Genomic DNA, 21,945 nt, shown 5'->3' with positions numbered 1-21,945 from the left:
GCATCAACTGCCAATGAAGAAGTAGCCGCCGTTCAGCCCATCCACCATGACGCGGTAGGACGTGCCTTCAAGCTTCGCTTCGATCACCCAGTTGGGTTTCCAGACCTTGGCAACACTGCGCTGCTCCTTGATGCCGCCGCGCCAGGCCAGCCGGGCCCGGCGCAGGGCCGCCGTGGAGAGCAGGGCTGCGGCCCGCTTTCTGGCAGTGTCGAAATCAATGGTGTTCCACCGCGGATCGGCCACCTGGTCCAACGCTTGGGCCGATGCGCCTTCTTGCACCTGCCACGGGTCGGAGACAAAGGCCTTTCCCGAGTAGTAGTCCACCAGGGCATGCGCCTGCCCGGTCTGCCCGGCCAGCTGCGGAACGTCGAAGATGAATCCAGCAAAGGGATGATGGCGCAGCTTGGCCGACACGACCTTCATTCCCGGTGCCTTGGCGGCAAGGATGCACTGCGCATCCTGGGCTCCAACCAGGGTTTCCAGCACCAATTCATTCATCGCGGGCGGCCATTTCCGCCTGGCTGGCGAGCAGGGAGTCCTGGCCGATGAGCATCTTCTTCGGAATGGGGCCGACCTTCGCGGTTTCATCCAGCGCCCGGCCAATATGCTCCGGTACGGGATTCGATTTCTGGCTGGCGAGGCTGCCAATGACCATTGCCAGCGTGGAAGCCAGAATGCCGGTGACCATCGGGTCGATGCCTGTAGTTTCCGGAGCCCCGGAAACCTGCCACAGCACCGAGACCGCAGTACCGGCAATCATCGAAGAGATCGCGCCCACGGTATTGGCTTTCTTCCACCACACCGCGCAGACATAGGACGGGACAAAGGCGCTGCCCAGCACAGTGGTCGAGAAGATCACCACGGCAGCCACTGCCGGAGGCTCAAAGGCCGCAATAGCGAAGCCGATAATCGCCAGCGCCAGCACGGTGACGCGCGAGACCCACACCATCTGCCGGTCGCTCATCTTCTTGCTGATGAACCGGGCGTAGATGTCCTGGCTGGCGATGGTGCCGGCCTGCAGCAGCAGCGCGTCGGCGGTGGACATGATGGCGGCCATGATCGCCGCCATCACGATGCCCACGGCGAAGGTCGGCAGCACCGCGTCCGCGACCTCGAAGATCGCGGTTTCCGGGTTGGCCAGATTCGGCAGGAGGATCAGCGCGAACATGCCGACCAGGTAGGGACCCGGGATGAACAAGAGGTTGAAGATCAGCGAATAGGCCCCGGCGGTGCGGGCCACCGAGGGCTTCTTCATGGCCATGTGGCTGACCACTACATGCGGCCAGCCCATGTAGCCGATGGAGAAGACCAGCAGCGCCCCGAGGATGACACCCCACTGGCCCTGGTAGCCCAGATCAGCGCCCCACATGGTCAGCAGGTTCGGGTTGATTGCGCCTACGGCCTCATTGCCCTTGGTGAAGCCGCCGATGGCGATCAGCGTGGCCACCAGGATCCAGACCATGCCCACCACCATGATGATGGCTTGCACGAAGTCGGTGTAGGCCACCGCGAGGTAGCCGCCCAGGAAGGTGTAGAGCACGATCACGCCGATGGCGATGGCCAAGGCTACCGGGAAAGACACTCCGGAGACCATTTCCAGTCCGCGGCCGCCGGCGATGAATTGCGCCAGGACGTAGAAGAACATGCAGAACAGTGCCACCGGTGCGGCGATGAGCCGGATCCATTTCGAGGGGTAGCGGTGCTCCAGGTACTCGATGGAGGTGATGGACCCCAGGATCTGGGAGAGCTTGCGCATGCGCCGGCCGAGGACCGAGAGATTCAGGATGCCGCCGCCCAAATCGCCCAGCGCGTACCACATGCCGAAGTAGCCCTGGGTATAGCCCAGCGAACCGGCGCCCATGAACATGTAGCCGGACATCGACGAGCTTTGCAGGCGAAGGGCGGTGACGCCGGGGCCCAGGCTGCGCCCGCCCAGCAGGAAGCCCTCGGCATCCTGCTTGCCGCGCTTCAGCGCCCAGAAGCCGATGCCGGCCATGGCGATGAAATAGATGATGAGGAACAGGATCTCGATGTTCACTGCTGCTCCTGCCCGTCTTCACGTTTCCAGCCGCGGCTGAGCCACAGGAAAACACCTGTATAGATCACCCAGAGGGCCGGAACCCCGATGATGACCATGGTCGTGAACGCCGGAAGTCCAAACATCGACGCATTCCCCCTAAAGAGCCAAACACTCTGTATTGTGTGAAGCGAATCACCATAGATCCATGTGGTTGACAGTTTTGCACAGCTGGAGGCTGATCAACAGTGACACTTGTCGGAAAAATGCACGATGCCCGGACAGACTGTCCGGACCAGTCGATTGCCACCATGGAACAGCTGCTCCAGCTGCCCGCGGTGCTGGCCGGGAACCCGCAGGTCTTTGCCGACCAGGCGTCATTGAAGCGTCATATCGGCTGGGTGCATGTGCTGGAGAACCCCGATCCGCGAACCTACCTCCGCGGTCAGGAGCTGGTGCTGACCACCGGCATCGGCTGGTGCCCGGAGACGCGCTTCGAGAAGTACGTCGCCGAATTGGTGGAGCTGGAATCCGCCGGGCTGGTGCTCGAGCTCGGCGCCCATTGCCGGGCCGTTCCCCCGGCGCTCATCCAGGCCTGCAAGGAGCATTCCTTTCCGCTGGTGGCATTGCATGAGCCGGTGGCCTTCGTGGAGATCACCGAGGCGCTGCACCAGCTGCTCTTCTCCACCCAGACCCGGCGCATCGAGGCCGGGGGCGAGGTAACCGCGCACTTCACCGCGCTGATGCAGCTCGGTGCTCCGGCCGAAACCATCCTCCGGGACTGCGCCCGGCTGCTGAACGCCACGGTGGTGCTGGAGGATTCCGGCTACAACGTGCTGCGCCATGCCAGTTCGGTGCCGGTGCCCGCGGGGTTCTTCGAGCGCTGGCAAGACCGTTCCCGCGCCCTGCATGTGACGGGCAATGCCGGTCGCCAGGTGATCCCGGTCCAGATCCATGGCAAGCGCTTCGGTTCATTGATCGCCCCGGACACGGCCACCCATCCGGCTGGCTCCCTGCATGTGCTGACCATGGCGGGCATCGCGCTGGGCACCGAGCTTTTGCGCAAGCAGGAGCCTGCATCATTGGCCTTCGATGCGGCCTGCGAACTGCTTGATGACCTGATGCTGCGCAAGGAAGCCTCCCCGGGCCTGCTGGCCGGGAAATTCGAGGCTTCCGGGTTCCCGGTGCGCCAACGGCAGCTGCGCGGTTTCGCGCTCCCGCTGGCCGCGCGCGCCGACCCGCAAACGGCGGCCCGGCAGATTGAGCGGTTGATCGGCAAGGACCTGCATGCGGTGATCGGGGCCCGGCATTCGCCCGCGCCCAAGCTCTTCGGCTTCTTCTCGGCTCCTGCCGGCAAGCCGCCGTCGGGCTGGCCGGAGTCCCTGCACCTGGATGAGGGATCCGGGCTCTTTGGCGGACCGCTCTACCTGGGCGCGGAAGTCCAGGAATTCGGGCAGCTGGCGGATTCCATCAGGCAGGCTATCAGCGGGTGCGAGCTGTCCCTGGCGGCAAACCAGCACGTAGTGCTTGCCGCACAGTACCCGCTGGCCCTGCTCGCCCATGAGCTGCGCCATGAACCGGCAATGCAGCGCCTGCCTCAGCAGGTGCTCGCCCCCATCCTGGCCTTGGAGCCTGCCCGGCGCACCGAATGCCTGCGGGTGCTCCAGGCCTATCTGGTGTCGCCGACCAACCGCTCCCAGGCGGCTACCCGCTGCCAGCTCTCCCGATCGGTGTTCTACCAGCGGCTCGGGCTGCTCGAGTCCCTGTTGGCGATGGATCTGAATGATGCGCAGTCCCTGACCATCTTGTCGCTGGGCCTGGCCGTCTACCAGCAGAGCGTGGCAAATTGAGGGCCCAATTAGCTAGCCACGGGCGCGCGATTCGGGGAAATCCTCGGACCAGTCGCAGGGCTTGCGCAGGGCGGACACCATGTCTTCGGAAACCTGGTGGAAGCGCTGCGCGGCCACATGTGCCTCGAACCGGTCGACAACATCATTGATCAGCTGCTCTTGCGGCATGCCGGTAATGTCATAGCCGCAACCGCCCTTCACGGAGAAGACCTCCAAGCGCACCGTTTCCTCGTGCCGGCGTCCCGAGCCGTCGCCGCGGGAAACCAATTGCAGCACCGGGTAGATCTGGTAGCGGAAGGGCAGCTGCCCTTCCAACTCGATCACCAGATCGAGCTGGCGGACCCCGGTCTCGGCCACCTGCCCGGTGGCCACGGATATCCGGGTGCCGAACCCGGCCAATTCCCTGGCCACTTCCAGCAGGGCTGGCTCCGCGACCCCGTCCATGTATTCAGCCGCTTCCTGTGCGGTGCATGCCGCCACTGTTCGGGCCAGCCGCTCCCGCCATTTCCGGTGCTTGCCTCTGGACCTGGCAACTGCCGCGTCCTGCGGGACCGGAGGTTCCTGCCGCAGGGATCTGTACAGCGAGATCATGATCAGGTAGAGGATCACGGTGAACGGCAGGGCCATGATGATGGTCATGTACTGGATGGTCGCGAAGCCGCCCACGAAGAGCATCGCCAGGGTCAGACCGCCCACGGCGAGTGCCCAGAAGATCCGCGACCATTTCGGGCCGTCCTGCCCATTGTGGCTGGTGTAGGAGGTCAGGTTGCTCATCATCAATGCACCGGAATCTGCGCTGGTCACATAGAACAGCAATCCGGTGAAGGTGGCCAGGCCTGCTATGAAAGTCGCCGCCGGATATTGGTCCAGCAGCATGTAGAAGCCCTGCTCTGGCGCGTTCATCGCGATGTCCCCGAATTCTGTGGCGCCGGAGCGGACAGCATCCACCGCGGAATTGCCGAAAATCGAAATCCACAGCAGCGTGAACAAGAACGGCACCACCAGCACCCCGCAAATGAACTCGCGCAATGTCCGGCCGCGGGAGATCCGGGCCAGGAACATGCCCACAAAGGGCGACCAGGCGATCCACCAGGCCCAGAAGAACAGCGTCCAGGAGTTCATCCAGTCATCGGGCCGGTCCATGGCGAAGGTATCCAGTGCCATTCCCGGGAAGCTGGAGATGAAGTCGCCGAGATTCATCACCACGGAGTCGATGAGCATAGTCGTTTTCCCCGCTATCAGCACGTAGCCCATGAGGACCACGGCCAGCAGGAAGTTCAGCTCGGAAAGCCGCCGGATGCCCCTGTCCACTCCCGAGACGCAGGAGACCGTAGCCATGCCCACGCCCAGCAGGACCAGACCGATCTGCACGGAGACCGACTGCGGCAACCCGAAGAGGTAGGTCAACCCGAAGTTCAGTTGGATCACCCCGATGCCCAGCGAGGCGGTGAGCCCGAAGACCGTAGCCACCGTGGCCGCCACGTCGATGGCATCGCCCATCCGGCCGTGCACCCGCTTGCCCAGGATCGGGTAGATGACAGCCCGGATGCCCAGCGGCAGCTTGTAGCGGTAGGCGAAGTACCCCATGGCCGCTCCCACCAGGGCATACAGGGACCAGCCGCTGATGCCGTAGTGGAAGGTTGTCCACACCACCGATTGCCGGGCAGCATCGAGCGTTCCCCCGGGGCCTTCGGGCGGTGCCAGGTACTGCGCCACTGGTCCGGTTACCGCATAGAACATCAAATCCACGCCGATCCCTGCGGCGAAGAGCATGGCCGTCCAGGTGCCCAGCTTGTACTTGGGCCGCGAATGATCCGGCCCCAGCCGTACCGACCCGTAGCGCGAAGCGGCGATGAAGACCACGAAGCCCAGCACCACGCTGAGGGTGACGATATAAACCCACCCGAGCTTCTCCGAAGCCCACTGCACCGCACTGCCGATGACTGCCTCGGCGGACTCCGGCGCTGCCATTGCCCAGCAGGTGATGCCCAGGATCACGCCCGCGGAGGCGAGGAAGACGCGCCAGTTGGTGCGCGGCGGGGGAACTGCATCGGTCGTGCTCAGAACGGTGGTCCCGATGCTTTCAGGCTTTGCTACGCGAACAGGGGTTTTCATGGGTTGCACCTCGCTGTGGCAGGTCATTCTGGGATCGGGCCATCCGCAGCACCTGGGCGCTGCGGATGGCGGGGGAGGCAGGCTGCGCCTAGTGCGCCTGGGCCTGCGTCTGCGTCTGGTGGCGGTAGAAGTCGGCGTATTCCGGATCCATGGGAGCCTTGCCCAGGATCAGGTCGGCGGCCTTCTCCGCGAGCATCATCACCGGAGCGTAGATATTCCCGTTGGTGACATAGGGCATCGCCGAGGCGTCGACCACGCGCAGCCCCTGGACCCCGTGAACCTTCATCGTCAGCGGGTCCACCACCGCAAGCCGGTCGCTGGCCGGGCCCATCTTCGCGGTGCCGCAGGGATGCAGCGCCGTTTCCGCATCGCGCTTGACCCAATCCAGGATCTGCTCGTCGGTGCGCACTTCCGCTCCGGGAGAGAGCTCCCCTGAATTGTAGGGGCGCATGGCGCCCTGGGAGAGGATTTCACGCGAGACCCGGATGGCTTCGACCCATTCGCGCCGGTCCTGCTCGGTGGACAGGTAGTTGAACAGGATGCTCGGATGCTCGCGCGGATCGGTCGAGCGGATCTTCAGGCTGCCACGGCTATCGGAGTACATCGGGCCCACATGCACCTGGAAGCCATGCGGCGCGTCCGCCTTCTTCCCGTCGTAGCGCACAGCCAGCGGCAGGAAGTGGTACATCAGGTTAGGGTAAGCCACCTCCGGGTTGGAACGGGCGAACCCGCCACCCTCGAAATGGTTGGTCGAGGCCGGGCCCTTGCGGGCCAGCAGCCACTGGGCACCGATGAAGGGCATCCGCCAGCGGCTCAGGCTCGGCTGCTCGGAGACCGGCAGCGGACAGCCATGCTGGACGTAGACTTCCAGGTGGTCTTGGAGGTTCTCGCCGACCCCGGGCAGGTCGACCACCGGGTCGATGCCCAGGGTGCGCAAGTGCCCGGCATCCCCGATCCCGGCCAGCTGCAGCAATTGCGGGGTGTTGAAGGCGCCGCCGCACAGGATCACCTCGCCGGCCTCCACTTGGTGCTTGCGGCCGCGGCGCACGTAGTCCACGCCGGTAGCGCGCTGCTTGTCCATGCGCAGGCCGGAAACGAAGGCCCCGGTGAGCACCGTCAGATTCTCCCGGCGCCGCAGCGGATGCACGTAGGCGCGGGCGGCATTGAGCCGGCGGCCGTTGCTGATATTGCTGTCGAAGGGGCCGAAGCCCTCTTGCCGGTAGCCGTTGACGTCCTCGGTGCGCCCGTAGCCGGCCTGGTCCGCGGATTCGAAGAACGCCTGGAACAGGGGGTTCTTGGCCGGGCCGCGGCGCAGCACCAGTGGGCCGTGCTGCCCGCGCCTCGGATCATCCGGGCTGCCGGTGGCGGTTTCCATCTTCTTGAAGTAGGGCAGGCAGTGCGCGAAATCCCAGGATTCCATGCCCGCATCAGCGCCCCAGCGCTCGTAGTCCAGCGGGTTGCCGCGCTGGAAGATCATTCCGTTGATGGAGCTGGATCCGCCCAGCAGCTTGCCCCGGGCATGCTTGATCCGCCGTCCGCCCATGTGCGGTTCCGGGTCGGACTTGTAGATCCAGTCGTGGCTCTTGCGTCCGGCCGGGAACATCAGCGCCGCGGGCATCTGCACGAACAGGTCCCACCACCAGTCCTTGCGCCCGGCTTCCAGCACCAGCACCGAACGGGTGCCGTCGGCGCTGAGCCGGTTGGCCAGCACCGACCCGGCACTGCCTCCGCCGACAATGACGACGTCGTATTTCTTGGTTGCGGTATTCATCGGGTTCACGCTCCTTCTGCCTGGAACCACCGGGCGGGGGCAGGCTGGATATTCTGGTAGATATGCCGGGTCTCGCGGTATTCGTTCAGGCCCTGGATGCCGTTTTCGCGGCCGAATCCGGACTTGCCGAAGCCGCCCCATTCGGCCTGCGGCAGGTAGGGATGGTAGTCGTTGATCCAGACGGTGCCATGGCGCAGGCTTTGCGCCACGCGTTGGGCGCGGGACGCGTCATTGGTCCATACCGCGCCGGCCAGTCCGTATTCGGTGTCGTTGGCCAGGAAGACCGCTTCCTGCTCTGTGCTGAAGCGCTCCACGGTGACCACCGGCCCGAAGACCTCTTCGCGCACGATGCCCATGGTGCGCTCGCAGTCGGCGAAGACGGTGGGACGCAGGAAGTATCCGTCGGCCAGCTCAGGTTCCGGCGGCCGGTGGCCCCCGGCAACCAGCCGTGCGCCCTCGGCGATGGCCCGCTCGATATGCCCTTCCACTGCCTCGCGGTGCTCTGCGGTGGCCAGCGGGCCGCATTCTGCGGAAGGATCAAATCCATTGCCGAGCCGGATCAGCTCGGCGCGGCGGGCCAGTTCGGCGACGAAGCGATCGTAGATTCCCTCGTGCACTATCAGCCTCGAACCGGCCGAGCAGACTTGGCCGGAGTGCACGAAGGCTCCGCTCAGGGCGTTGTCCACGACTGTTTCGAAATCCGTGTCATCGAAGATGATGTTCGGGTTCTTGCCGCCCAGCTCCAGGGCCACCTTCTTGATGTCGGCCGAGGCCGCGGCCATGACCTTGCTGCCAGCTTCCAGCCCTCCGGTGAAGGAGATCAGGTCCACCTCGGGGTGCGAGGTCATGGCCGCCCCGACCCGCGAACCGGGTCCCAGCAGCAGGTTAACCGTTCCGGCGGGCAGTTCTGCCTGCTCCATGAGTTCCACGAGCTTCATGGTGGATAGCGGGGTGACCTCGCTGGGCTTGATGACCACGGTGTTGCCGGCGGCCAGGGCGGGGGCCAGCTTCCAGGAAATGGTCTGCAGCGGATAATTCCACGCCGCGATCAGCGCGCAGACCCCGACCGGCACGTACCCGATGCGGCTGATGATCTTCGGATCCCCTGCATCCACCATCCGCCCGGAGTCCAGATCCGCGGCATTGGCGAAGTAGCGGAAGGCAGAGACGGCGTCATCCACATCCAGGCGTGCTTCGCGCAGGGTCTTGCCGGCATCCAGGCTTTCGATCCGGGCCAGTTCCTCGCGGTGCTCAAGCACGATCTCGGCGATCCGGGCCAGCTTCTGGCCGCGCTCGCGGATGGGCAGTTCGGACCATTGCCCGCCGTCGAATGCGGCGCGGGCGCTGCGCACGGCATTGTCCACATCGTCGGTGGTGGCCACGCATACGGTGGCCAGGACGCTGCCGTCTGCGGGGTTGAGCACCTGGTGCGGCGGGTTCTGTCCCGAGGACCGAATCCAACGTCCGCCGATGTAGAGGTTCTCCAAACTGGTCAACAAATCTTGCATTGAATATGCCCTTCCTCACATTTGTGCACTACATTTGAAGACGAGCGTACACAAAGTGTGTACTTGTGTACAGATATTTTTTTAACAGACCGCCGCGGGCCCTGGACCCGGGGCAGGATGCGCCGTCGGGTTACTGCAGGAGCAGGCCAACGACAGCAAGAGATTGCTGAAGAGAAAGGGAGGCTACATGCCCGAGAAGACGGATCAGGGCTCACGCGCGAAGAGGGTTCGTGGACCCGGGGACCCGAACCGCCGGGTGCGCATTGCGGAGGCAGCCATCGCGGTGGCCATGACCGAGGGTCTCGATGCGGTCACCCATCGCCGGGTCGCCGCAGAAGCCGATGTCCCGCTGGGATCCACGACCTACTACTTCCGGACGATTGACGACCTGCTGGCCGTGGCCATGGAAATGGCCGCCCAACGCGGCGTCGAAGCTCTCCAGCTCTGGGAAAGCCAACTGCCGAAGGATGCGGATATGGCCGAAGCGCTCACCAGCTATGTCATGGATCTGCTGGGCGATAACCGCAGCGCCACCGACTTCGAATCGAACCTCTATGCCCTGGCCTATACTCGCCCGGCGTTGCGCAAGGCTGCCGCCGATTGGGATCTCGGATTGACTAAGGTGCTATGCCACCGCACCGATGAAGTCACCGGCAAGATGCTTGGCGTGGCCCTGTGCGGCCTTCAGCTGCAATTGGTCTTGTCCGATGAAATGCCCAAGCGGGAAGAAATCCTGAGGATCTTCCGCCGCGCATTGGCCGGAGGGCTGGACTAGGCCCGGAAGCGCAAAATAGCCCGGCCAACGGCCGGGCTATTGATGCGGGAAGCAACTAGCGCAGCACCACGGTGCGCGAACCGCTGAGGAAGACCCGGTCCTCGCAGTGCCAGCGCACCGCATCGGACAGCGCCTTGCACTCGGTATCGCGGCCGGCTGCCACCAGGTGCTCGGGCTCGTAGCTGTGGTCCACTTCCTGGACCCGCTGGGTGATGATCGGCCCCTCGTCCAGCTCCGAATTCACGTAGTGCGCCGTGGCGCCCACGGTCTTCACCCCGCGCTCGAAGGCCTGGTGGTAGGGCTTGGCGCCCTTGAAGGAGGGCAGGAACGAGTGGTGGATGTTGATGGCCCGGCCGGTGAGCTTGCGGGTGAGGTCATCGGAAAGCACCTGCATGTAGCGGGCCAGCACCACCAGGTCCACCTCGAAGCGGTCCACCAGGTCCATCAGCTTCGCCTCGGCCTCGGGCTTTGTCGCAGGGGTGACCGGAATATGGAAGAACGGAATCCCATTCCACTCGACCTGCTGCCGGTGATCCGGGTGGTTGGAGACTACGGCCGCGATCTCCACTGGCAGCTCCCCCATCCGGGCACGGAACAGCAGATCGTGCAGGCAGTGGCCGAACTTGGAGACCATCACCACCACGCGCTTTTTATTTCCGGCTGGGCGCAGGCCCCAGGTGGCCTGGTGCTCATCGGCGAGCTGGCCGAGGCTCGATTCGAGTTCCGCGATCTCGGCGGGGATATCTTCCGCCGCGGCGACCTCGAACTCGATGCGCATGAACAGCGTCCCGGAGCGCTGGTCGTCATGCTGCTTGAGCTCCCGGATGTCGCCATGGTGCTTGAGCAGCAACCCGGTCACCGCATGCACGATGCCCGGGCGCTCGGCGCAGGTGAGGGTCAGGACATATTTGTTATTCGGTTCGGTCATCGTGCCGCTCCTTGGATTCGCCGAGGTGGCGATAGCTTCGCCATGGCTCGTGGTGGTTTTTCGGGGAAATAATGCGGTTGCGCTTGGCCTCCGCGTGGTGGATTTGCGCCGCGGGATCGAAGCCGCTTCACCGGGGGTTCTTCCGGGCCCAATGCCCGGCAGCCTCTGGCCGGATACTGATATATCAATTGCTGATCACAATACTATGTGTGCCGCAGCACAGCGTCAACAACTTTTCCGGCGGTTTTCCAGACGGTTTTTCCCAACGCTGCCCGTCCGGCTTTCCGGCCTGCCGCTGGCCGGCATCCCAGGGCCTGTTGGGCGCATTGGCGCCGTAAAGGCGCCCAAATAGGAGACGGGACGATACCCTTTGTTTGTCGGCAAGTGATTTTTGACCAGTGAAGAGAGCGATATGCCAAGGCCCATCGAATTGACCAGCGCTGCAGCGGAGCCAGGATCCATGGCCGCTCGCGCCTACAACGCGCTGCGCGACCGGCTGATTCTGCTCGAAATCGCCCCGACGCACCCGATCCACGAACCCCAGCTGGCCGAGGAGCTCGGCGTCGGACGCACCCCGATGCGAGAAGCCCTCAAGCGGCTGGAAACCGACCATCTGGTAGTGTCCTATCCGCGCCGCGGCACCTTCGCTACCGCGGTGGATATCCACGAGCTGAACTACATTTCGGAGATGCGCCAGGTGCTCGAGCCGCTGGCCGCCCGCAACGCCGCCGCCAACAAGGACCCGCAGATCCGCCAAGAGCTGGCCGGCTACCTGGAGCAGATCGACACCCTGGATCCCTCCCTGGACCAGCGGTCGCTGCTGCTGCTGGATGTACGCATCCACCGGCTCATCTACAAGGTGGCGGCCAATAAGCACCTGGAGGAAACCCTGGTGCGCCTGGATAACCTGGTGACCCGGATCTGGTGCCTGGTCATCGACCAGATGCCGCCGATCGCCGAGCATATTTCCGAGCATTCGGCCCTGCTGCGCGCCATCCTCGACGGCGACGCGCAGCTGGCGGCGCGGCTGGTCTCCGAGCATGTGGCCCACTTCGAGCAGGCCCTGCGCCGCGCCCCTTAGCCGAATTAGTTCCGGGCGCCCCGGACGCTAGCGTCCGGCGGCCTCGGGTTCCAGGTCCGTATCGAGCTGCGGCTGGGAGCCGCCCGGCCGGGAATCCAATTCTCCGGACACTGGTTCCGGGCGGCTGGCAGGCGGCGCCGGGGTTGCCGCGACAATGGAATTCTCCCTGGTCATCAGGCTGAACTGCTCGCCCTCATGGCGGTCGATCCCGTCGTCCACTGCCTGCTCGAGCACCTCCATGGCCACCTTGCCACGCAGCACCAGGGGGTCACGGCTCAGGTCTTTCCACAGCGCCACGCACAGCAGCAGCATCACCAGCACAAAGGGCAGGGCCGAGACGATGGTGATGTTCTTCAGGCCGTTCAGCGCCTCCGCCGGATGGTCCCCGCCGGCCAGCAGCATCACGGCCGCTACCGCGCCCACCGAAACGCCCCAGAACACCACCGACTTCTTCGAGGGTTCCTCGGCGCCGCGCTCGCTGAGCGCGCCCATCACGATCGAGGCGGAGTCCGCTCCGGTGACGAAGAAGATGGCAATCAGCACTACGGCCAGCCCCATCAACGCGAGGGAGAACCACTCGGGGAACGGCAGTGCGCCCAGCAGCTCGAAGAGCACCGAGTTGAAGTCGATATCCGGTGCCCCGTCCACCATCCTGGCCAGCGCCTGGCCCATGTCCCCGTTGCGCTCGGCTCGTTCCTGCAGGCCGATGGCGCCGCCGCCGAAAATGGCGAACCAGATCAGCGTGACCGTGGAGGGAACCAGCAGCACGCCGGTAACGAACTGGCGGATGCTGCGCCCGCGCGAGATCCGCGCGATGAACAGGCCCACGAACGGGGTCCAGGAAACCCACCAGGCCCAGTAGAAGATGGTCCACGACGAGAGCCAGGTGGCCATTTCGCCATCGCCGGAGGACGCGGTGCGCGATGCCATCTCGGGCAGGTCCGCGATGAAGGAGCCCACGGCGTTGGGGATCACGTTCAGGATGAACAGCGTCGGCCCGCCGATGAAGACGATCAGGGCGAGAATGACGGCCAGCACCATGTTGATATTGGAAAGCCACTGGATGCCGCGCTCAATGCCGGAGACGGCCGAAGCGACAAACAACGCGGTCAGGATCGCGATGATCAGCACCAGGATCCCTGAGCCCACGGACGGCAGGATGCCGGCGGACTGGATGCCGCCGCCGATTTGCAGCGCGCCGAGCCCCAGCGAGCAGGCCGAGCCGAAGAGCGTGGCCAGGATGGCCAGGATGTTGATGGTCTTCCCGCCCCAGCCGTGGACTACTTTTTCGCCGAAGATCGAGGTGAACATCGAGGAGAACAGCTGCGGGCGGCCCAGCCGGAAGCTGCCGTAGGCCATGCCCAGGCCGACAATCGCGTACATGGCCCAGGGGAACAGCGTCCAGTGGAACATCGTGGTGCCCATGGCGGTGCCTACCGCGGCCGAGGTCTGCCCGCCGACGGTTTCCGGCGGCGGGGACATGTAGAAGAACAGCGGTTCGCCCACCCCGTAGAAGACCAGCCCGATGCCCATGCCGGTGGCAAACATCATGGAGATCCAGGAAACCGTGCTGAACTGCGGCTTTTCCCCGTCCTTGCCCAGCGGGATGCGCCCGAAGCTTTTGGCCGCGACCACCAGCACGAAGAGGGTGAAGACGGTCGCGGCGATCACGAAGACCCAGCCGGTATTCGTAATGACCCAGTCCAGGGCTTTGCCTGCCGCGGTTCCCAAACCGGCAGGCGAGGCGAAGCCCCAGGCGATGAAGGCCAGGGCGAGGATTCCGGCGATGCCGAAAACCCAGTAGTCCGTGCCGGAGGACAGATATCTCCTGGGCCGGCGCCGGCGGGCCGAGTGCAGCTCGCTGACCAGATCATTCACGGGTTGCTCAGTGCGTTTCATGTTGCTTTCCTTCAATAAGGGAAATAAGCGGCTGGCCTGCAGCAGAATGCGGGCACGCCGAATCAGCCGGGGTCCCCGGGGTTGATCGAATGCGGTGGCCGGGGCCGGCGAGTTGGCCGGGCCAATTGGCCGGCCGGAAGTCCGCCGTGCCGGCCAGGAGCAGTTCCTGGCCAGCACGGAGGGCAGCGGATCATCTGGGGATCAGGCGCTGATCAGCCCATGCGGGTCGAGCACGAATTTCTGCGCGGCGCCTTCATCGAAGGCCGCGTAGCCTGCCGGCGCGTCTGCCAGGGCGATGGCCGTGGCGTTGACGTTCTTGGCAATCGAGACCTTGTCCGAAAGGATCGCCTGCATCAGCCCGCGGTGGTACTTCATGACCGGGCACTGGCCCGTGACGAAGGTGTGGGACTTGGCGAAGCCCAGGCCGAAGCGCATGGACAGCGAACCGACCTTGGCCGCTTCGTCGGTGGCGCCCGGATCCCCGGTGACATACAGCCCCGGGATGCCCAGGCTGCCGCCGGCGCGGGTGATTTCCATCAGCGAATTGAGCACCGTGGCCGGCTGCTCCTTGCCGGCGTCGTGCCCGTGCCCGCGGGCCTCGAAGCCCACCGCGTCGATGCCGCAGTCCACTTCCGGCACGCCCAGGATCTGGGCGATCTGCTCGGCCGGGTCGCCCTGCGAGACATCCACGGTTTCGCAGCCGAAGCTGCGCGCCTGGGCCAGGCGGTCGGCGTTGAGGTCACCGACGATCACGGTGGCCGCGCCGAGCAGCTGGGCCGAGGTGGCCGCGGCCAGGCCCACCGGTCCGGCACCTGCCACATAAACGGTGGAACCCACAGTCACCCCGGCGCCGATGGCTCCGTGGTAGCCGGTCGGGAAGATGTCAGAGAGCATGGTCAGGTCGAGGATCTTCTCCATGGCCTGGTCGCGGTCCGGGAATTTCAGCGCATTCCAGTCGGCGTAGGGAACCAGGACGTATTCGGCCTGGCCGCCAACCCAGCCGCCCATGTCAACGTAGCCGTAGGCGGAGCCCGGACGGTCCGGGTTCACGTTCAGGCAGATGCCGGTCTGGCCGGTCTTGCAGTTGCGGCAGCGGCCGCAGGAGATGTTGAAGGGCACCGAGACCACGTCGCCGACCTTGAGGAATTCGACGTCACGGCCGACTTCCACGACTTCGCCGGTGATTTCGTGGCCGAGGACCAGGCCCTCGGGTGCGGTGGTGCGGCCACGGACCATGTGCTGGTCGGAGCCGCAGATGTTGGTGGCGATGGTCTTGAGGATCACGCCGTGGTGGACTTGGCGTCCGATGTTGGCCGGGTGGACGCCCGGGCCGTCTTTCAATTCGAACTCCGGGTACGGGGTGTCGATCAGTTCGACCTTGCCCGCTCCTGCATAACTCACTGCTAAGTTGCCCATGCCAGACCTTTCGCATGAAATATCAGTTGGATACTAATCGGATGTAGGAAAGTCTCCCCATGAGTGTGAGCCATGTCAATAGCCCGGGCGGGTAATCAACCGAAGATGTCGTGAGTCCTGCCGGGTCTATCAGTCCAGTTCTTCGGCGGAGCGCTGGGAAATAATCCCCTTGGCGGTGTCCTGCAAGATTTTCAAGGATTCCTCGATCATCGGAGAACCCAGCGAGCCCTTGCGGGTCACCGCGACAATGCGGCGTGAAGGCTTGGCCACGCCGGTGATGCGGCGGCGCACCACATTGTCCACATTGCCCAAGGTGGCCAGCCGCGGCAGCAGCCCGACCCCGAGCCCGGCGCCGATGAAGGCGATCATGGTTTCCCACTCCACCGCCTCATGGGCGATATGCGGGGTCACGCCCAGCGAGGTGAAGGCGGCGACAAACAGCGCGCGGTACACCGACTGCTCGGATTCGGTGATCCACGGGTCCTCGGCCAGCTGCTCCAGGGACACCGACTTGTTCATCGCCAGGCGATGGTCGGCCGGCAGCACCACATCCAGCGGATCATCAAGCAGCACCGTCTGCTCGAAGCGGGCCTGCACCAGGGTGCCGGTCTGCGACTGGCTGGCCACGATCACCGCCAGGTCGATGCGCTCGGAGAGCAGCAGGTTCAGGCAGCGCTGGGGCTGGGCCTCGACCAGGCGCACTTTCATCTCCGGCCGGCTGGTGCGCAGCTTCGCGGCCAGCGGGGCGAGCAGCTCGGCCGCGGCGGTGGAAAAACCGCCCAGGCCGAAGCTCGACTGCAGCTGCCCGGAGGCAGTGCGGGAGGAGGCCATCAGCAGCTCCCACTGCGTCACAATCGAGTCCAGCCCCGCCACAAAATGTCGGCCGGTGGCGGTCAGCCGCACCCCGCGTCCGTCCTTGACCAGCAGCTCGATACCGAGGGTGCGTTGCAGTTCGCGCAGCTGTGCCGAGACCGCCGAAGGTGAATAGCCGGTCAGTTCCGCGGTTCGCGCTACATTGCCGGTGGAAGAGAAGACCCTGAGGGTGCTGATGCGTGGATCGATCATGCAATTATTCTGCATGATTACATCCAAAATCTTGCGCTTTTCATGGACACTAATTCTTCCTAGTCTCGATGCATGCGGTTGATCACCCTGGTGATCCAGTTCACCGCCTAACCACATCTCAAAAAGCGCCTCGGCGCTGTGTTTCTAGGAGTAACAGATGACTGCTTCGGTAAGTGCCGCGCGGAGCACACGCGGCAAACTCTCTTCGACAGTTCAGGACCAACAGCTCGCCGAGATTACCGAACTTTTCCAGAACCGGCGCAAGGGCTACTCCCTGGAAGCACCGTTCTACACCGACCCATCCATCTTCAAGGTGGAGATGGAAGCCATCTTCGGCACCCACTGGCTCTTCGCCGCCAGCGTGGCCGAAGTTCCAGAGCCAGGCGACTACGTCACCTTGGACTACGGGCCGCACTCGCTGATCGTCCTGCGCAACGACGACGGCGGAGTCAACGTCCTGCACAACGTCTGCCGCCACCGCGGCGCCCGGGTGCTGACCGAAAATTCGGGCAGCACCGGCAACCTGGTCTGCGGCTACCACTCCTGGACCTACTCGCCCGAAGGCGATTTGATCCACGCCTCATCGCCAGGCGAAATCGACTTCGACAAGAACTGCTTCGCCCTCAAGCGCGCCCACGGCCGCATTGTCGCCGGGCTGATCTTCGTCTCCATCGCCGCCGAGCCACCCACCGACTTCGACGAGGTCTCGAAGATCTTCGAGCCATACCTGGCCCCGCATGACCTTGGCAGCGCCAAGGTCGCCTACCAGCAGGACATCATCGAAGAAGGCAACTGGAAGCTCGTGATGGAGAACAACCGCGAGTGCTACCACTGCGACGGCCACCCGGAACTGGCCTGCTCGCTGTTCCCCACCTGGGGCCTGACCGACGAGCTGGTCCCGCCGCACCTCGAAGAGGTCTGGGAGCGCAACAAGAACGCGCAGTCGGCACTGGAAGAACGCTGCCGCCGCTACTCACTGCCCTACGAGGTCGTCGAGGAGCTGGACACCCGCATCGCCGGCATCCGCATCTCCCGCGAATCCCTGGACGGCGACGGCGAATCCTTCTCCGCCGACGGACGGCGCCTGTCCAAGAAGCTGCTCGGCGATCTGCGCGACTTCCGCCTGGGCCGCTGCTCCATGCACCTGCAGCCCAACTCCTGGTTCCACTTCCAGTCCGACCATGTGATCACCTTCGCCGTCTACCCGATCAACGAACACCAGACCCTGGTGCGCACCACCTGGCTGGTGGCCGATGACGCGGTGGAAGGCCAGGACTACGATCTGGAAAAGCTGACCTACACCTGGAAGCAGACCAACCTGCAGGACAAGGCCTTTGTCGAGCTGTGCCAAACCGGCGCCGGCAGCCCCGCCTACCAGCAGGGCCCGTACATGAAGAGCGAATACCAGGTCGAGGCCTTCATCAACTGGTACACCCAGCGCGTGCTGGAGCACCTGGCATGAACAAAGGCACAATCGTCGTAGGCACCTCCACCGCGCAGCGCATCCGCGGGCTGGAAATGCCATGGAACCGGGTGCTGCGCAGCACCGAGCAGCCGGCGAACGCCGCCAAGGCTCTGGGTCCATGGCACCCGCAGGAATTCTTGGCCGAGTGCGTGCAGAACATCGAGGAAGCCGGCGGGCTGATGACCTTCGTCTTCCGCCGCCTCGACGGAGCGCCCCTGGCCTTCCGCGCCGGGCAGTACCTGAACATCGCCTTCCCGGTCTACGGCGAGGGCGAAGAGACGGTGGACCGCAGCTACTCGATCTCCTCGGCTCCGACCGTGCCGTGGACCTTCAACGTCAGCATCAAGCGCGACCCCAAGGGCCTGGTATCCAACTGGGCTCATGAGAACCTGCGCCCGGGCATGGTGCTGGATATGCTCGGACCGGTCGGCGCCTTCCATTTGGGCGACTCGGACCGCCGCGCCCGCTACCTGTTCCTTTCCGCCGGCGCCGGGATCACCCCGATCATGTCCATGGTGCGCACCATCCACTCGCTGCCGGGCCAGGCCGACGTGATCGTGCTCTGCCACGGCACCGTGCCCGGGGACTTCCCCTTCTGGCAGGAACTGGAATACATCTCCAAGGTCGATACCCGGATCAAGGTCTACTACTCGCTGGGCGACCGCGAAAAGCCCAAGAGCTGGAAGGGCTACACCGGCCGGCTCTCGGCGCAGATGATCGACGACGTCGCCCCGGATGCCAACGGCCGCAAGGTCTTCGCCTGCGGGCCGGAAGGCTACCTGAACTCCGCCACCGAGCTGCTGCGCCAGGTCGGCGTGGATGATACCTCGGTATTCATGGAGTTCTTCTCGGGCGACCGCAAGACCCTGCTGGAATACCAGCAGGAAATCGTGCTCGCCGAGTCCATCGCCGAGGAAGTGGCCGAGTCGGTGGAGGAGTTCTACGAGAGCCAGCCGCCGGAATTGGGCATGTACGAACCGGAGTACGACGAAACCGGCACCATCGAGGCCGTGGGCCAGGAGCTGATCGCGGTACCCGCCGATGCTCCGATCCCGCCACCCGAACCGGCCGGCGAGCACCTGCCGCCGGATACCTCCGGTTACCAAACCGTGGGTGAAGGCAGCATCACCATGAGCTTTGTGCGCACCGGGCTCAACGTCAAGATCAACCCCGACGAAAAGATCCTGGGTGCGGCCAAACAGGCCGGAGTGCGCATCGCCGCCAACTGCCAGGAAGGAATGTGCGGCTCGTGCAAGGTCGTCAAGCTTTCCGGCGAAGTGAATATGAACCACCAGGGCGGCATCCGCGCCCGTGAAATCACGGCCGGGAAATTCCTGCCCTGCTGTTCCACCGCCCAATCAGATCTGGTCATCGACGCCTAGCCGTCGCCCCCCATAGCCACCCAGTATTAAAAGGAGTCACCATGTCCCCCGCTTCCCCTCGGGTCATCATCATCGGCGCCGGCATCGTCGGCGCCAACCTGGCCGACGAACTGGCCCTGCTGGGCCACACCAATACCCTGGTCATCGAGCAAGGGCCACTGAACATTCCCGGCGGCTCCACCTCGCATGCTCCGGGCCTGGTGTACTCCTCCAACTCCTCCAAGTCGATGACGGAGTTCGCCCAGTACACCATCAAGAAGCTCAGCTCCCTGATCGGTGCCGACGGCACCAGCTCCTTCCTGCCGGTGGGCGGACTGGAAATCGCCACCGCCGAGGACCGCCTGGCCGACCTGCACCGCCGTGCCGGCTGGAACCGCTCCTACGGGGTCGAGGCCGAGGTCATCGATGCCGAGGCGTGCCTCAAGAAGTTCCCGATGCTCGCCGAAGGCAAGGTCCTAGGCGGCCTGTACACCCCGGGCGACGGCCTGGCCTTGGCCGCCAAGGGCACCGCGCTGGTCATGGAACGCGCCAAGGCCGCGGGCGTGGAATTCCGCGACCGCACCATCGTCACCGACATCGAGCAATCCGGTGGCAAGGTCACCGCGGTGATCTGCGGCGAAGAGCGCTTCGAAGCCGATATCGTGGTTTCCTGCGCCGGCTTCTGGGGCCCGAAGATCGGCGAAATGGTCGGCACTTCCATCCCGCTGCTGCCACTGGGCCACCAGTTCGTCTGGACCACCCCGGCTCCAACGCTCGCCGGTGTGAACGAGCTGCCCAACGGCGCCAGCCGCCCGATTCTGCGCTACCAGGACCGCGACCTCTACTACCGCGAATGGGGTGACCGCATCGGCATCGGCTCCTACGCGCACCGCCCGATGCCGGTCGATCTGGACACCCTCAAGACCTACCGCCCGGAAGAGATCACCCACGAGCGCATGCCATCCTCGCTGGAATTCACTCCGGAGGACTTCGCCGCCGAATGGGAAGCCACCCAGGAACTGCTCCCGGATCTGCGTAACACCCAGATCCAGCGCGGCTTCAACGGCATCTTCTCCTTCACCCCGGACGGCGGCTCGCTGGTCGGCCAGTCCAAGGAAGTCGACGGCTTCTACGCCGCGGAGGCCGTCTGGGTCACCCACGCGCCGGGCATTGCCAAGGCCGTGGCCGAACTGATCCTCACCGGCACTTCCAAAACCGATCTGTCCGACTGCGACCTGAACCGCTTCGAGGACGTGCAGACCACCAAGGAGTACGTCAGCGAAACCTCGCAGCAGAACTTCGTGGAAATCTACGACGTCCGCCACCCGCTGGAGCCACGCACCAAGCCGCGCGCCGTGCGCACCTCCCCGTTCTACTCCCGCCAGCAAGAACTCGGCGCTTTCTTCCTCGAAGGCACCGGCTGGGAACGCCCGCACTGGTACGAAGCCAACGCCGCGCTGCTCGAGTCGCTGCCCGAAGAATGGGCCGCACCGGAACGCGATAGCTGGTCAAACAAGTTCCACTCGCCGATCGCGGCAGTGGAAGCTTGGAAGACCCGCACCGCGGTGGCCATGTTCGACATGACCCCGCTCAAGCGCGTCGAGGTCACCGGACCGGGAGCCGGCGAAATGCTCCAGGGCTTGACCACCGCCAACATGCTGCGCGCCCCGGGCATGGTCAGCTACACGCTGCTGCTCGACGCCGCCGGCGGCATCACCAGCGACATCACCGTGGCCCGGCTCTCCGACGAGGTCTACCAGGCCGGCATCAACTCGAATGTGGATGTTGCCTACCTGAACCGCGAGGCCAAGAAGTTCAACGCGGCCAATCCGGGCCAGTGGGTGTCGGTGCGCGATATCACCGCCGGCACTTCCTGCATCGGGCTTTGGGGCCCATTGGCTCCCGAGGTCATGGCCAAGGTGTCCGCGGACGACATGAGCAATGAGGGCCTGAAGTACTTCCGCACCAAGCAGATCTCCATTGCCGGAATCCCGGTCACCGCCATGCGCCTGTCCTATGTGGGCGAGTTCGGCTGGGAGCTCTACGCATCGGCTGATGTCAGCGCCAAGCTCTGGGACGTGCTCTTCGAGGCAGGGCAGGAGCAGGGCATCATTGCCGGCGGCCGCGAGGCCTTCAACTCCATGCGCCTGGAGAAGGGCTTCCGCTCCTTCGGCACCGACATGACCAGCGAGCACGAACCCGAGCAGGCCGGCCTGGGGTTTGCGGTCAAGGCCGCCAAGAGCGTGGACTTCGTGGGCAAGTCCACCCTGGCCGAGCGCGCTGCGGCGGCTACCAAGCGCCTGCGCTGCCTGACCGTTGATGACGGGGTCTCAGTGGTCCTGGGCAAGGAACCTGTGTACGTCGAGGGCAAGCCTGCCGGCTACGTTACCAGCGCCGCCTACGGCTACACGGTTCGCAAGCCGATCGCTTACGCGTGGTTGCCAATCACTGTTGAAACCGGCGACTCGGTTCAGATCGAGTACTTCGGCAAGCCAATCGCCGCCACCGTGGTTGATGATCCGCTGTACGATCCGCAAATGGACCGCCTGCGCGGTTTGACGCTGGCCACCTCGGCCAGCTAGTCCAAGCCAGCCACGGAGGCCGGGCAGCTGTTCAATGTGGACAGCTGCCCGGCCTCCTTTTGCGTGCGCGCATCCCTATATATAGGTACAGGAATCGCACTGCGTCCAGAGG

16 protein-coding genes are annotated in these 21,945 nt (G+C 64.7%); 6 read left to right on the top strand and 10 right to left on the bottom strand.

Annotated elements, in window-relative coordinates; translation table 11 throughout:
- Window positions 1-3 precede the first annotated feature (3 nt).
- Genes AB4Y71_RS01600 through AB4Y71_RS01590 form a run of 3 tightly spaced genes read right to left on the bottom strand, consistent with a single transcriptional unit; the run spans window position 4 to window position 2,163 of the window.
- A complete protein-coding gene (locus tag AB4Y71_RS01600; protein WP_441717474.1) occupies window positions 4-498 on the bottom strand; it encodes a hypothetical protein in 495 nt (164 codons plus the stop codon).
- Window positions 491-2,038, bottom strand: coding sequence for a sodium/proline symporter (locus tag AB4Y71_RS01595; RefSeq protein ID WP_441717472.1), 1,548 nt, complete (start codon window positions 2,036-2,038; stop codon window positions 491-493). Before AB4Y71_RS01595 ends, AB4Y71_RS01600 begins: the two co-directional genes overlap by 8 nt.
- Window positions 2,035-2,163 (bottom strand): hypothetical protein, encoded by a 129-nt coding sequence (locus tag AB4Y71_RS01590; protein WP_441717471.1) that lies wholly within the window; start codon window positions 2,161-2,163, stop codon window positions 2,035-2,037. The genes AB4Y71_RS01595 and AB4Y71_RS01590 overlap by 4 nt, the downstream gene beginning before the upstream one ends.
- A gap of 165 nt (window positions 2,164-2,328) precedes the next feature.
- Here AB4Y71_RS01590 and AB4Y71_RS01585 point away from each other — a divergent pair, with 165 nt between their 5' ends.
- A complete protein-coding gene (locus AB4Y71_RS01585; RefSeq protein WP_441717469.1) occupies window positions 2,329-3,867 on the top strand; it encodes a PucR family transcriptional regulator ligand-binding domain-containing protein in 1,539 nt (512 codons plus the stop codon).
- A 12-nt stretch (window positions 3,868-3,879) separates the two neighbouring features.
- Here the strand turns inward: AB4Y71_RS01585 and betT are convergent, their stop codons facing one another.
- The 3 genes from betT to AB4Y71_RS01570 all read right to left on the bottom strand — a co-directional run bounded on the left by betT (window position 3,880) and on the right by AB4Y71_RS01570 (window position 9,261).
- The gene (gene betT, locus AB4Y71_RS01580) at window positions 3,880-5,982 is read right to left on the bottom strand and encodes a choline BCCT transporter BetT (RefSeq protein ID WP_441717467.1); all 2,103 of its coding nucleotides are present in this window, start codon (window positions 5,980-5,982) and stop codon (window positions 3,880-3,882) included.
- 88 nt (window positions 5,983-6,070) lie between these two features.
- Window positions 6,071-7,753: a choline dehydrogenase gene (betA, locus tag AB4Y71_RS01575; RefSeq protein ID WP_431493871.1), complete on the bottom strand. Its 1,683-nt coding sequence runs from the start codon at window positions 7,751-7,753 to the stop codon at window positions 6,071-6,073.
- Window positions 7,754-7,758: 5 nt separating this feature from the next.
- Window positions 7,759-9,261: an aldehyde dehydrogenase family protein gene (locus AB4Y71_RS01570; RefSeq protein ID WP_441717465.1), complete on the bottom strand. Its 1,503-nt coding sequence runs from the start codon at window positions 9,259-9,261 to the stop codon at window positions 7,759-7,761.
- Between the two features lie 187 nt (window positions 9,262-9,448).
- On the opposite strand from AB4Y71_RS01570, the gene AB4Y71_RS01565 reads away from it, so the two are divergent.
- Entirely contained in the window at window positions 9,449-10,036 is a 588-nt protein-coding gene (locus tag AB4Y71_RS01565; RefSeq protein ID WP_431493873.1) for a TetR/AcrR family transcriptional regulator, read from the top strand.
- 55 nt (window positions 10,037-10,091) lie between these two features.
- On the opposite strand, the gene purU is transcribed toward AB4Y71_RS01565, so the two are convergent.
- Window positions 10,092-10,964: a formyltetrahydrofolate deformylase gene (gene purU / locus AB4Y71_RS01560; RefSeq protein WP_431493874.1), complete on the bottom strand. Its 873-nt coding sequence runs from the start codon at window positions 10,962-10,964 to the stop codon at window positions 10,092-10,094.
- A gap of 412 nt (window positions 10,965-11,376) precedes the next feature.
- Here purU and AB4Y71_RS01555 point away from each other — a divergent pair, with 412 nt between their 5' ends.
- Window positions 11,377-12,045 (top strand): GntR family transcriptional regulator, encoded by a 669-nt coding sequence (locus AB4Y71_RS01555; RefSeq protein WP_441717463.1) that lies wholly within the window; start codon window positions 11,377-11,379, stop codon window positions 12,043-12,045.
- Window positions 12,046-12,072: 27 nt separating this feature from the next.
- Here AB4Y71_RS01555 and AB4Y71_RS01550 read toward each other — a convergent pair whose 3' ends face one another.
- From AB4Y71_RS01550 to AB4Y71_RS01540, 3 genes are all read right to left on the bottom strand, one after another.
- The gene (locus tag AB4Y71_RS01550; RefSeq protein WP_441717461.1) at window positions 12,073-13,944 is read right to left on the bottom strand and encodes a BCCT family transporter; all 1,872 of its coding nucleotides are present in this window, start codon (window positions 13,942-13,944) and stop codon (window positions 12,073-12,075) included.
- Between the two features lie 201 nt (window positions 13,945-14,145).
- Window positions 14,146-15,360: a formaldehyde dehydrogenase, glutathione-independent gene (fdhA, locus tag AB4Y71_RS01545; RefSeq protein WP_441717459.1), complete on the bottom strand. Its 1,215-nt coding sequence runs from the start codon at window positions 15,358-15,360 to the stop codon at window positions 14,146-14,148.
- Window positions 15,361-15,489: 129 nt separating this feature from the next.
- Window positions 15,490-16,425, bottom strand: a complete 936-nt coding sequence (locus AB4Y71_RS01540; protein WP_441717457.1) for a LysR family transcriptional regulator — start codon at window positions 16,423-16,425, stop codon at window positions 15,490-15,492.
- A 157-nt stretch (window positions 16,426-16,582) separates the two neighbouring features.
- On the opposite strand from AB4Y71_RS01540, the gene AB4Y71_RS01535 reads away from it, so the two are divergent.
- Genes AB4Y71_RS01535 through AB4Y71_RS01525 form a run of 3 tightly spaced genes read left to right on the top strand, consistent with a single transcriptional unit; the run spans window position 16,583 to window position 21,833 of the window.
- On the top strand, window positions 16,583-17,887 hold the full coding sequence (locus AB4Y71_RS01535) for an aromatic ring-hydroxylating oxygenase subunit alpha (RefSeq protein ID WP_441717455.1): 1,305 nt from the start codon (window positions 16,583-16,585) through the stop codon (window positions 17,885-17,887).
- A complete protein-coding gene (locus AB4Y71_RS01530; RefSeq protein WP_441717453.1) occupies window positions 17,884-19,272 on the top strand; it encodes a flavin reductase family protein in 1,389 nt (462 codons plus the stop codon). The genes AB4Y71_RS01535 and AB4Y71_RS01530 overlap by 4 nt, the downstream gene beginning before the upstream one ends.
- A gap of 41 nt (window positions 19,273-19,313) precedes the next feature.
- Entirely contained in the window at window positions 19,314-21,833 is a 2,520-nt protein-coding gene (locus AB4Y71_RS01525; protein ID WP_441717451.1) for a GcvT family protein, read from the top strand.
- Window positions 21,834-21,945 lie beyond the last annotated feature (112 nt).

The organism is Glutamicibacter sp. MCAF14 (genome assembly GCF_052114325.1).
GTDB lineage: Bacteria > Actinomycetota > Actinomycetes > Actinomycetales > Micrococcaceae > Glutamicibacter > Glutamicibacter arilaitensis.
This window is presented reverse-complemented; position numbering and strand designations above follow the sequence as displayed.

Excerpts from the sequence above, each read along its gene's own strand:
- AB4Y71_RS01600 (WP_441717474.1), bottom strand. The coding sequence starts at position 498 with ATGAATGAATTGGTGCTGGAAACCCTGGTTGGAGCCCAGGATGCGCAG.
- AB4Y71_RS01590 (WP_441717471.1), bottom strand. The coding sequence starts at position 2,163 with ATGTTTGGACTTCCGGCGTTCACGACCATGGTCATCATCGGGGTTCCG.
- AB4Y71_RS01585 (WP_441717469.1), top strand. The coding sequence starts at position 2,329 with ATGGAACAGCTGCTCCAGCTGCCCGCGGTGCTGGCCGGGAACCCGCAG.
- betT (WP_441717467.1), bottom strand. The coding sequence starts at position 5,982 with ATGAAAACCCCTGTTCGCGTAGCAAAGCCTGAAAGCATCGGGACCACC.
- betA (WP_431493871.1), bottom strand. The coding sequence starts at position 7,753 with ATGAATACCGCAACCAAGAAATACGACGTCGTCATTGTCGGCGGAGGC.
- AB4Y71_RS01570 (WP_441717465.1), bottom strand. The coding sequence starts at position 9,261 with ATGCAAGATTTGTTGACCAGTTTGGAGAACCTCTACATCGGCGGACGT.
- AB4Y71_RS01565 (WP_431493873.1), top strand. The coding sequence starts at position 9,449 with ATGCCCGAGAAGACGGATCAGGGCTCACGCGCGAAGAGGGTTCGTGGA.
- purU (WP_431493874.1), bottom strand. The coding sequence starts at position 10,964 with ATGACCGAACCGAATAACAAATATGTCCTGACCCTCACCTGCGCCGAG.
- AB4Y71_RS01555 (WP_441717463.1), top strand. The coding sequence starts at position 11,377 with ATGCCAAGGCCCATCGAATTGACCAGCGCTGCAGCGGAGCCAGGATCC.
- AB4Y71_RS01550 (WP_441717461.1), bottom strand. The coding sequence starts at position 13,944 with ATGAAACGCACTGAGCAACCCGTGAATGATCTGGTCAGCGAGCTGCAC.
- fdhA (WP_441717459.1), bottom strand. The coding sequence starts at position 15,360 with ATGGGCAACTTAGCAGTGAGTTATGCAGGAGCGGGCAAGGTCGAACTG.
- AB4Y71_RS01540 (WP_441717457.1), bottom strand. The coding sequence starts at position 16,425 with ATGATCGATCCACGCATCAGCACCCTCAGGGTCTTCTCTTCCACCGGC.
- AB4Y71_RS01535 (WP_441717455.1), top strand. The coding sequence starts at position 16,583 with ATGACTGCTTCGGTAAGTGCCGCGCGGAGCACACGCGGCAAACTCTCT.
- AB4Y71_RS01530 (WP_441717453.1), top strand. The coding sequence starts at position 17,884 with ATGAACAAAGGCACAATCGTCGTAGGCACCTCCACCGCGCAGCGCATC.
- AB4Y71_RS01525 (WP_441717451.1), top strand. The coding sequence starts at position 19,314 with ATGTCCCCCGCTTCCCCTCGGGTCATCATCATCGGCGCCGGCATCGTC.